This is a genomic window from Caloramator mitchellensis (assembly GCF_001440545.1).
In the GTDB taxonomy this organism is placed as follows: domain Bacteria; phylum Bacillota; class Clostridia; order Clostridiales; family Caloramatoraceae; genus Caloramator; species Caloramator mitchellensis.
On sequence record NZ_LKHP01000028.1, the window covers coordinates 1 to 7,621 of the forward strand.

At 33.3% G+C, this 7,621-nt stretch carries 5 protein-coding genes; 1 reads left to right on the forward strand and 4 read right to left on the reverse strand.

Annotation, left to right across the window (positions count from 1 at the left end):
- The first annotated feature begins 440 nt into the window (after window positions 1–440).
- On the forward strand, window positions 441–1,310 hold the full coding sequence (locus ABG79_RS11785) for a nucleoside hydrolase (protein ID WP_057979669.1): 870 nt from the start codon (window positions 441–443) through the stop codon (window positions 1,308–1,310).
- Between the two features lie 414 nt (window positions 1,311–1,724).
- Here the strand turns inward: ABG79_RS11785 and ABG79_RS11795 are convergent, their stop codons facing one another.
- The 4 genes from ABG79_RS11795 to ABG79_RS11810 form a co-directional block, all read right to left on the reverse strand.
- Window positions 1,725–3,077: a rhodanese-like domain-containing protein gene (locus tag ABG79_RS11795; protein ID WP_057979671.1), complete on the reverse strand. Its 1,353-nt coding sequence runs from the start codon at window positions 3,075–3,077 to the stop codon at window positions 1,725–1,727.
- Window positions 3,078–3,228: 151 nt separating this feature from the next.
- The gene (gene pflA, locus ABG79_RS11800; protein ID WP_057979673.1) at window positions 3,229–3,978 is read right to left on the reverse strand and encodes a pyruvate formate-lyase-activating protein; all 750 of its coding nucleotides are present in this window, start codon (window positions 3,976–3,978) and stop codon (window positions 3,229–3,231) included.
- Window positions 3,979–3,991: 13 nt separating this feature from the next.
- On the reverse strand, window positions 3,992–6,217 hold the full coding sequence (pflB, locus tag ABG79_RS11805) for a formate C-acetyltransferase (RefSeq protein WP_057979672.1): 2,226 nt from the start codon (window positions 6,215–6,217) through the stop codon (window positions 3,992–3,994).
- A 191-nt stretch (window positions 6,218–6,408) separates the two neighbouring features.
- Window positions 6,409–7,621: MFS transporter (locus ABG79_RS11810; protein WP_341409291.1), on the reverse strand; the 1,213-nt coding region annotated here is incomplete at its 5' end.

Consider the following 7,621-nt stretch of genomic DNA (forward strand, 5'->3'; position numbering starts at 1 on the left):
CCATGAAGCATAGAATAAAATTTTTCTTAAATTAACTGTAGTTCTTATTTTGGGTCTTTCCTATTTTATTTTCCCTACATTTAAAAACTCCATCAACAAAATTTCCTTCATGCTTGCAAGCTTAAATATTAAGGAAGTGAAAGATTATATAAATTCATTTGGAGTTTGGTCCCCTCTTGTTTCTATAATTCTTATGATGTTTCAATCCATTGCAGTTCCACTTCCTGCCTTTGTTATAACCTTTGCATATGTCGTTTGTTTCTTTTCTAATGGCCACTGGTATCGGTCAGCTTCCTGCTACTATTGTTTACTCTATTTTAGGTCAAAATATTGGTAAAACAACAAAATTTGGCCTATTCCTCATAACAGGATTTCTATCATTAGTTCTTTTTGCTCTGTCAGTAAAGAAATATTTTGATGATAAAAAAGAGGTGAATTGAATGCATAAAATTATATATGATTGTGATAATACTATGGGTATTTTAGGAAGAGACGTTGATGACGGGCTTACTCTTCTTTACCTTATGGGGAGAAAAGATATTGATTTATTAGCAATAACTACTACTCATGGAAATTCAACTGCTGAAGAGGTATATGCAAATACATTAAGAATCACACAGGAATTAAATATTGAAATTCCAGTAATAAAAGGGGGAGATATAAGTAATAGAATAACTGATGCTGCTATATTTCTAGCTGAAACAGTTAAAAAACATCCAAAAGAAATTACCATACTTGCGACAGGCTCTCTAACTAATTTATATGGTGCTCATCTATATGATAAAGATTTTTATAACAATGTAAAAAACATAGTAATTATGGGTGGACTAACTGAACCATTAATTATAATGGGCAACAATATAAATGAACTTAATCTATCCTGTGATTATGAGGCTGCATATAACCTTTTAACCTCAAAATGTGATATAACAATTTTAACAGGAAACACTACATGTATGGCAATATTCTCAGAAGGTGAACTTGAAAAACTGAAAAACAGCAAAATAAAGGTTTTTGAATATATTTATAAAAGCATTATTCCATGGGTTGAAATCATGTATACTCATTTTAAAGTTAGAGCCTTCTGTAATTGGGATGCTGCAGCAGCAATTTCAATTACGAATCCAGAAGTATTTGAATGGAAAGAAGTTTACTTGAATCCTAATATTGATAATCTAAAAAAAGGATACTTAGGTGTAAGCAGTGATGAAACAGATTTTAAAGTTAAAATTCCTTCAAAAATTATTCATTTAAAGAGATTTAATGATTTGCTTTTTAATTCTTGGGAAAATTTATTCCTAATTTTATGATTTCTATAATTTCAGCTAACGCTAAAGATATCAAAATAAAATATCCCGCTTTCAAATTCAAAAAAGGCTTATTAGTTAATAAAATGAGTGACGTCGAGTTCAAAATCAAAAGCATTAAAGCCTTATTTTTTAGTTTGGTTATTGTTAGCAATATTAGAATTATAAATATAATAATTGCTATTATAACGTATAGTTTTAAATAAATAGGACTAAATAGAGATTTTGAGAACTCGCTCTTATAAAAGATTAAAAATCTAGCAACACCCATTTTTTTATTTGCTAGATATTGCAAAGTCAACGCAGCTATAACAGATAAAGCCTGAAAAAAAGTTAAAATTATACTAATAATCCTTTTCATGTTTTCCTCCTAATGTTTATTGAAAAATTAGAGGATGCATCTGCATCCTCTTTATTTTATCTTTTTGGTTCACCAACTTCAATTGGCAATCCCTTCGTATTGCTCCATTCATTCCATCCACCGTCGTAAAGGCTAATCTTTTGTAAGCCCATAACGTCAGCATAATATAAAACTTCAGCAGCTCTCCAGCCTGTTCCACAGAAGAAGGAAAGATTTTTATCAGGAGTAATTCCCCATTCTTTCCAGAAGGCTAAAATTTCGTTAGCATTTCTCATTGTTCCGTCAACATTTCTAAAATCCTGTAAATTGTTAGGGTCCGAGCCTGCATGTCCCCAAACAGCTCCTGCAGGTCTTCCTTTTCCTTTGATGTAGTCATAACCTGAAGTTTCGCCTATATACTCAACCCAGCTTCTAATGTCCACTAAACAACTACCTTCTTTATCATTTAGTATAGCTTTTGCTTCTGGTAAATCCACTATATATCCTTTATTGACTGGAACTTTTACACCAAACTCTGCAACAGGTGATTTTGCATTCTTAGCCGTTTCGATTTCATATCCTTCTCTTTTCCAAGCATTAAAGCCACCGTTTAATACTCTTACATCCTTAACTCCCATGTATTTTAATATTACAGCTACTCTATAGGCTGCCATATTATCTGTTCCATAGAGGACTACTGTCGTATCCGCTGTAATCCCATTGTTAAGTGCAAATTTTTCAAGTCTATCATCTGAGAGTTTGTTCCACATAGGTCCTTCTTCAACTTCATCAGTGTTTATATGGACAGCACCCTTAATGTGCCCTGCATTATAATCAGGTGAATCTTCACCCCAGCTTACTTCAAATATCTTTACTGGACCACCATTAAATGTCTCAGGATTTTTTTCATCAATTAAATCCTTAACCCAGGTAGCTGGAACTAGCATAGTATAATTTTTATAGCTTTCCATTGGTAGAGTTTCATCCTCTGCCCAGCCCTTTACATCGTATACAAATAACTTTTCATAACCATTTTTCTTTAAGAAATCCGCAACTCTTTCTGCGTCCTTTCCATTCGCATCATATAGGACTATATTTTTTTCTGGCACTATTCCTTTGTTCTTTGCAATTTCTAATAGTTTTGCATCCTTATCCTTTAAATCAACATCAAGCCAATTTGCTGCAAAATCTGTAGCACCTTGAATATGTCCGCCTCTTTTAACACCATCAAGCTTCCATCCGTTATAGGCATCGTTTATTCTTGTGTCTACTATTACATAGTCGCTATTGCCTATTTTATCCTTCAATTCATCTGTTGAAACAATCTTAAAACCTGTGCTTGTCGTTAAATTTTGTTCTTTCTTTGAACAAGCAGAAAACAAAGATACTGTAAAAATTAGCATTAATAATAAACTTATAATTTTTTTCAAAATATTCCCCTCCCTAAATTTAACTCAACTTAATTCTAATATAGAAAAGAAGTTTATGTAAAATAGATAAAAAATATATCATGAAGCATATAAATTAATTATTTCTATAAAAACGACAAAAAACATAAAAGCCAAGTGTTGACACTTGACTTTATATTGCTATTTCCTTTTTATCATCAGAAGTTAACTTTAATGTTCTGTTCAATACATCTAATAACTCTCTTAGTCTTTCCTTTTCAAGAGCAGGAACACCTTCTAATCTATAAGGGATATTCATCTCCTTATATTTATTTACTCCATGAAGATGATATGGCAAAAGCTCAACCTTTTCTACATTAGGGATTGTGTTTATAAATTCAGCTAATTTTCTTATATGCTCATCCTTATCTGTAATTCCCGGAACAACAACATGTCTTATCCAAAGTTTTGTTCCATTTCTTTTTACTGCATTAAGAAATTCAAAAAAGCCATGCCTGTTTGCACCTGTAAGTTTCTTGTGTTCAATATCGTCGATGTGTTTGATATCTAAAAGAACCAAATCTGTATACTTTAGTATTTCATCGTAATGACCTATGCCGTATCCTGATGTATCAAGTGTTGTATGAATTCCCTCCATTTTGCATCTTTTAAAAAACTCGGCAACAAATTCAGGTTGTAATAGAGGGTCACCCCCAGAGAGAGTGACTCCTCCTCCCGAGCGTTTATAATATACCTTATATCTTTTAACTTTATTTAGAAGTTCATCGACAGTTATTTCTTCTCCACCCTTTATGTCCCATGTATCAGGATTATGGCAATAGGCACATCTTAATTTACAGCCCTGCATAAATACTACCGTTCTTATTCCTGGTCCGTCTACAAGCCCCATTGTCTCAATCGAATGAACCCTTGCCTTAATCATTTTAATCACTTCCTTATATTCTTTCATGGAATGTTCTTTTTATAACCTCAAGTTGTTGTTCTTTTGTTAATCTTGAAAAATTAACTGCATATCCTGAAACTCTAATTGTCAATGAAGGATATTTTTCAGGATGTTCCATAGCATCCTCAAGCATTTCTCTATTTAAAACATTAACATTTAAATGATGTGCATCCTGTGCAAAGTATCCGTCCATAATAGCAACAAGATTATTTATTCTGCTATCCATATCCTTTCCTAAAGCATCAGGTAGGATTGAGAACGTATTTGAAACACCATCCATGCAGCTTGAATATGGAATCTTTGCAACTGAGTTTAATGATGCCAATGCTCCTTCAATATCTCTTCCATGCATTGGATTTGCCCCAGGTGCAAATGCTTCACCCTTCTTTCTTCCATCCGGAGTTGAGCCTGTCTTTTTGCCATATACAACGTTTGATGTAATTGTCAAAACAGACATCGTATGTTTTGCATTTCTATATGCGTAATGCTTTCTTAATTCATCAATAAATTTTTCTACAAGCTCAACTGCAATCGTATCAACTCTATCATCGTCGTTTCCGAACTTTGGATATTCGCCTTCTATTTCAAAATCAACTGCTATTCCATCTTCCCTTATTGGTTTTACTTTTGCATATTTTATTGCACTTAATGAATCAACAGCAACAGAAAGTCCCGCCACACCAAAAGCCATAAGTCTTTCTACATTTGTATCGTGTAGTGCCATCTGCAGTGATTCATAGGCATATTTATCATGCATATAGTGTATTACGTTCATTGTGTCTACATAAAGTCCCGCAAGCCATGCCATTACCTTTTCAAATCTTGACATAACATCGTTATATTCAAGATATTCCCCACTTGGTATTTCCATCTTAGGTCCAACCTGCACCTTTAATATTTCATCCACTCCGCCGTTTATTGCATATAATAGAGCCTTAGTTAAATTTGCTCTCGCACCAAATAGCTGCATCTGTTTTCCAACCTTCATTGCAGATACACAGCAAGCTATTGCATAGTCATCTCCAAATAATGGTCTCATAACATCATCATTTTCATATTGTATCGAGTCGGTCTTAATTGATATCTCTGCACAGAATTTTTTAAAGTTTTCTGGCAAGTTTTGCGACCACAAAATAGTCATATTTGGTTCAGGTGCTGGTCCAAGATTTATTAATGTATGCATAAATCTGAAGCTGTTTTTTGTAACCAGTGTTCTACCGTCTTCTCCCATTCCTCCGATTGCCTCAGTAACCCATGTTGGGTCTCCAGCAAATAGTTCGTTATACTCAGGAGTTCTCAGGTGTCTTGCAAGCCTTAATTTAATTACAAACTGGTCTATTAATTCCTGTGCTTCTTCTTCAGTTATCACACCGTTTCTTAAATCCCTCTCAATATATATGTCTAGGAATGTGCTTACTCTACCAAGGGACATCGCAGCACCATTCTGCTGCTTTATCGCTGCAAGATAAGCAAAGTATAACCATTGAACAGCTTCCTTTGCATCCTTTGCCGGTCTTGAAATATCATATCCGTAGCAAGCTGCCATTTCCTTTAATTCTTCTAAAGCCTTTATCTGTTCAGTGATTTCTTCTCTTAATCTTATCGTTTCATCCACCATTGGCCCATTAAGTCTTTTCTTATCTTCCTTTTTCTTTTCGATAAGAAAATCAACGCCATAAAGTGGCAGCCTTCTGTAATCACCTATTATTCTTCCTCTTCCATATGCATCAGGAAGTCCTGTAATAACACCTGTTTTTCTTGCAAGTTTCATTTCATCAGTATATGCATCAAATACACCTTGATTATGTGTTTTTCTATACTTAGTAAATATATCCACTATTTCTTTGTTAACTTCGTATCCGTATGCTCTTGCAGCATTTACTGCCATTTTGATTCCGCCCCATGGATTAACTATTCTTTTTAGTGGAGCATCTGTTTGAAATCCTACAATAATTTCGTTTTCTTTATCTAAATATCCAGGCCTGTAGGCATTTATGCCTGATATTGTTTCTGTATCTATATCAATTACTCCATTTTTTATTTCTTCAAGCAATAACTTTTTTGCTTTATCCCATACTTTAATTGTTCTTTCAGTAGGTCCCTTTAAAAAGCTTGCATCTCCTTCATATGGAGTATAGTTCTTTTGTATAAAATCTCTTACATCTATATCCTCATTCCAATTTCCGCCAACAAAATCTTTCCATTCATTAAATTTCATATGTAAAACCTCCTATTAAAAGAAAATTCTTTTCCATAGATTTATTATAATATATTTTGTTTTCTGTATCAATAGATTTTTTGATAATTTTTCAAGTTTTTTTCGATTATTTATTTACTGTTATATTGTTTTGTGTGGTGCTGTTATAATTTTATCAATAAAAAAAGCACTCATATCGAGTGCATAACTTACTATTCACTTCGTTCGTTTTTATATAATAAGAACATAAGAAGGGTTGCAATACTTGTTATTCCAAAAACAAGCGGCCATACCATCCTTACCCCATAAATACCGATGAAAGTGCCCATTAAATACGGTCCAATTCCATGTCCAAACCCCGATATTATATTCATAAGTGCACTAAATCTTGCCCTATAGTTGGTTGGCGAATGATTTGCAATATATACACCTGAGTTAGTAGCGCTTAGTATCTCACCAATTGTCCAAATAATTGTTGATAATATATAAAAATGAGCTGAACGCACGAAATACAGCATTCCAAATCCTACAGCAAAGAATATCCCTGCTAAAAATATATTGAAGATTGCTTTGTTTTTCTTAGTTATATGTATAATAACAGTCGTCAGAATAATAACCGTAAGTCCATTTACCGAATTTAGCAATCCTACATATTTTGAAGCCTCCTGTCCAAATCCTTCCTTTAATTGCATTGTAGTTGCAAAATTACCCTGTGAATATGCAAATGAAAAGGCTATAGATATCACACCAAATACAAGCAATTGTTTCCTCTTTAAAAGTTCCCTAAAGGTATTGCTGTCCTCATCTGCTAATAATTCTTCATCTTCATTGTTAATTTCAGCTTTCTTATCCTCAACAAAATGAGCTACAAGAAATGTTGCAACTATTATAGAAATTGTATTCCCTAAAAAGACCCACTGAATATAATTTTTGTATAAAAATCCAGCTATTAATGGCCCTACTGAAAATCCGATGTTTATCCCAAGATAAAGCAGTGAAAAACTTTGTTTTCTGTTTTCTTTTGTAGTAATATCAGTAAGAAGTGCACTGCTTGCCGGTTGAGCTGCTCCATTCATAACTCCAGCTAAAATAAGCAACCAAGGAATTAGCATCGATTTTTCTAAAAAAGCGCAGGGCAAAAATAATAAACCTGCCAACAATTGTGATGTAATCAAAACCTTTTTTCGACCTATATGGTCGGATAATTTTCCACCTATTATTGCTCCAGGAAAGTAGGACATGGCTGCAAGGCTTACAAATTGACCTGCTGTCTTTGAACTTAACCCTAATTTATCTGTAAGATACATTGTTAAAAGAGGAAAAACAAAGTTCCCCATAGCGTTTATTATTCTTGCAAAAAATAGAATGTATACACCTCTTGGAAGTCCTATATAAGGTTTAAAAGCTTTTAAAATTAATCTATTC

Excerpts from the sequence above, each read along its gene's own strand:
- ABG79_RS11785 (WP_057979669.1), top strand. The coding sequence starts at position 441 with ATGCATAAAATTATATATGATTGTGATAATACTATGGGTATTTTAGGA.
- pflA (WP_057979673.1), bottom strand. The coding sequence starts at position 3,978 with ATGATTAAGGCAAGGGTTCATTCGATTGAGACAATGGGGCTTGTAGAC.
- pflB (WP_057979672.1), bottom strand. The coding sequence starts at position 6,217 with ATGAAATTTAATGAATGGAAAGATTTTGTTGGCGGAAATTGGAATGAG.